This window comes from Leptolyngbya sp. PL-A3 (assembly GCF_039962325.1).
Classification (GTDB): domain Bacteria; phylum Cyanobacteriota; class Cyanobacteriia; order Elainellales; family Elainellaceae; genus Vacuolonema.
In genome coordinates this window covers 1-3,088 of sequence record NZ_JAMPLB010000145.1, presented here as the reverse complement: position 1 = coordinate 3,088, position 3,088 = coordinate 1, and the positions used below count along the sequence as shown (strand labels likewise).

Genomic DNA, 3,088 nt, shown 5'->3' with positions numbered 1-3,088 from the left:
TGGCCGAAACCGAACTCAGTGTTCTAGCTCGGCAATGTTTAGATCGCCGCATTGCCGATGAAGAAGCTTTACAACGAGAAATCCTGGCTTGGGAGGAGCGTAGAAATACCCAATTGCGAACCATCGATTGGCAATTTACGACCGATGATGCGCGGATTGAACTCAAACGGCTTTACCCCTCATTTCAACCTTGACACACCACTAGTTTACGATGGTAGCGTACTTCTTCTGAACAGAAGTAGGCAGGTTCTAGGGGAAGCGATCGCCAGCTAGTCTTTTAGAGGTTCTAGGGGTAGAGCAATGCTGGAGGAGTAGTTTCTGGAGAATGTCATAAAAGACATTAAACTTATCGGTAATAGGGAAACAAAAAGCTCAAAAGAGTTTCCCTGCAAGGCTTCCAGTTGTTTTTGCTGCAAAAGACCTGAAAAGCTTATCAGGCAAAGGCTTGAGCCTCTTTCTCGCCTAATTTCCGATTAAGTCTATTATTCTGTTCTCCCTGATAGAGCCCTTCATTAAGAAACGGCTCGGCTATTTCACTGTCAGTGACTGTACCCCAAGTGAATTCTTGACAGAGATCGAGCGGGTTATGGGCAATCGCCCAACACGAGGTATCGCGAATTGGGGTTGGGCGTTGTGGGTTCAGTACCCAGCGCCTGACCTCGGTAGCTAAGAGGAGAGGCGATCGCCCTTCCCATTCCGGGCCCTGAAGCCCACAGACCCTCCCGACGATCCAGGTGGTTGCGGGGGTTTGATGTTAGAAATCAAGTTGCTGTGTTTAGGGTGCCGAAGCCTTTCTGGGTTGGAGCACGTGAGCACTGCCAAATTTATGGCGTGTATGGGTCCTGCAGCATCCTAACCAACCAATTCGAGAGATGTGGTTTTCTCATGGCTCTCCGGCTGAGGCTGAGAGTCTAAGCAATTGCCGGGCGATCGCTTGAGTGATAACTATGGCCCAACGATCGCCAATGACCCAGGCTCCGCCGATTCCTTGCAGGCCATAAGGAATGGATACAACGAGTTCTACCTTGTAATGGTGGTTTTGCGTTGGGTGTGTGGTCCTGAAATGCTACGACAAAGATGTGAGAAATCGCTCGTAGCTTTAGTTCCTGATCCTCTGCCAGGTAATGATTCAGCTCAGTTCTGAAGGATTTGTGGCTGGTAAGCTGTAGCGGATCAGCCGTTTCCTGATTGAGGTTCCCGGTTGCGGTTGCCAGGTCTTCTCGCAATCGAGATAGGTTGATGAGCGCGATAACCGAATCTCGGCTGGCATCTCAATGTATCCATTACCACAGCCGCAACGCCTGGTTCTGAGGATTGAAGTAGCCAGAGAGCCGCGCCGTTCTGGGAAGCAATTTTGGTAATGGTGGGCGGCGCAGTAAGGCCACCCATGCTGCACGGAGTCAACGAAAGAATCAGTTGATGAACCGGGAGGGATGTGAGAAAAAGTGGGTTACTACGGTACAAGCATGTCTGGGGGGGCTTGTCAGTAGGTTGTTCTGTCAGAGGCGCTTCGACCTTCAGGTCTTTCGATTTGATAGTGCGATCGCCTCATGAAATATCCGGTGCTCTGAGCGGTCCTACCTAACTTTGCAGCGATGCTCATCTGGGTATCTTCCCAGATAGACACAATGGTGGGTAAGTAACAGAAAAAGGCGATAGCGCTCGCCAGTTCCTGAACCTTGCGATTCTTGCTCTGGAGTGATCGGCGGAGGTGTTCGAAGTTCATGAGTTCAGGTTGAAGCCAGGCTATCGGGAGGGTGCTAACAGCAATGATAAAGGAGGCGCTCCTTTCCCTTTCCGTCGTCACTATTTCAGATACAGACTCCGCTCCTCATGCCGCTGTCGAGCGAGTCCTGGGGGCACTTGGCCCCCATCCTTGTTTCAAAGTAGAAAGGCGTCAGCAGCGACTGCAAAGTTGCGCCACTTGTGGAATTAAATCACGCAAACAAGGAGGTTCGTCAGTAGATGGATCGGTATAATCAAGAGCGATCGCATCAAACTCTGAACTTTGCACACCTGAAATTGTGTATTGGGAGAAGCGGATAGATCAGAAAAAGGCTTGCATGAGGGTATGGAGATTTCAGCGTTTCAGAGCTTAGAGATCGCTCAGCATTGTCCAACCGACTGGGCTCACCTCAATTTGTACGCCTTTTACCAAGGTACTGCCCTTGCAAAGCTTGGCAATTAAGCTTCCTGGTAGAAGCAAGCACCACTGCTGCCTCCTTATTTCAAGTTGCACGCGATCGCTTCAGTGCTTAAAGCTTTGTGTGTTCCTGTTGATTGTCCTATCCCCTGCCTACAGCAAATCGTCACGATAAAGGAGAAAACTATGCCTGCTACAGCTACAGTTCAACTAATTGATGAAGTCTCTTATGACTTGACTTTGAACGACGGAACGTACCTTAGTGACGCACTTTACGAAGGTCTAAAAATTGAGGGAGGTGAAGCGATCGCCACCTTCTACACTATTGAGCAAGGTTATGTAGATGTGGTGCTCAATCAAATCCAAGGAATTGAGGAAAGCAACATAATTTGATGCACTCAAAGAAGTATCTTTGCCCCACTCCAGCCTTTATAATTCTCCCCTATAACTACCGCTCTGCAATAATTGAGCCGTTTTACAAGCCGGGTTTTGAGGCAGAAACCATGCGATTTTGAGCATGCGCCAAAATCCTTCAATATTTGAGGGGGCAGTCGAAATACATAAACCCCTACTTCTTCAATATCGTGGCCTCCACAGGAGGAAGCGGAATGGCGATCTCAGTAAGCGGGAAACCTTTATGTTCTGCGTAACTGGTGGGTAGTGTTCGAGATGTGTGGATGGAGCTAAACGGCCGGACCAAACTCATAACGGTTGATGAATAGCCCAAGGACAGTATCGTGTAATCGTTCAGACTTGGGAAAACAAAGCGACCGCCCTCCCCGTCCCTCTCCTCCACAGAACATCCCCTAGAACCGCAGCAGAGGAACAGAAGCTTCGCTCCTACTGGGTTCGCCACCACTTGTCTAAAAAGAAAAAATCCCGCCCCTCAGATGGTTTTGGCGGGATGTCACAACCACTTGAATTTTCCGTAGACGGGCTTAACTT

Annotated in this window: 2 protein-coding genes and 1 pseudogene; 2 read left to right on the top strand and 1 reads right to left on the bottom strand. The window is 49.3% G+C overall.

The window, feature by feature from the left end:
* Positions 1–194: pseudogene (locus NDI52_RS34765) on the top strand (IS630 family transposase); the annotation flags it as partial.
* Positions 195–911: 717 nt separating this feature from the next.
* On the opposite strand, the gene NDI52_RS34760 reads toward NDI52_RS34765, so the two are convergent.
* Positions 912–1,226 carry a hypothetical protein gene (locus tag NDI52_RS34760; protein WP_190773008.1) on the bottom strand — a complete coding sequence of 105 codons (315 nt, stop codon included), beginning with the start codon at positions 1,224–1,226 and terminating at the stop codon, positions 912–914.
* 1,103 nt (positions 1,227–2,329) lie between these two features.
* Between NDI52_RS34760 and NDI52_RS34755 the strand changes: the two genes are divergently transcribed.
* Positions 2,330–2,536: a hypothetical protein gene (locus NDI52_RS34755; protein ID WP_190773007.1), complete on the top strand. Its 207-nt coding sequence runs from the start codon at positions 2,330–2,332 to the stop codon at positions 2,534–2,536.
* Positions 2,537–3,088: the final 552 nt, after the last annotated feature.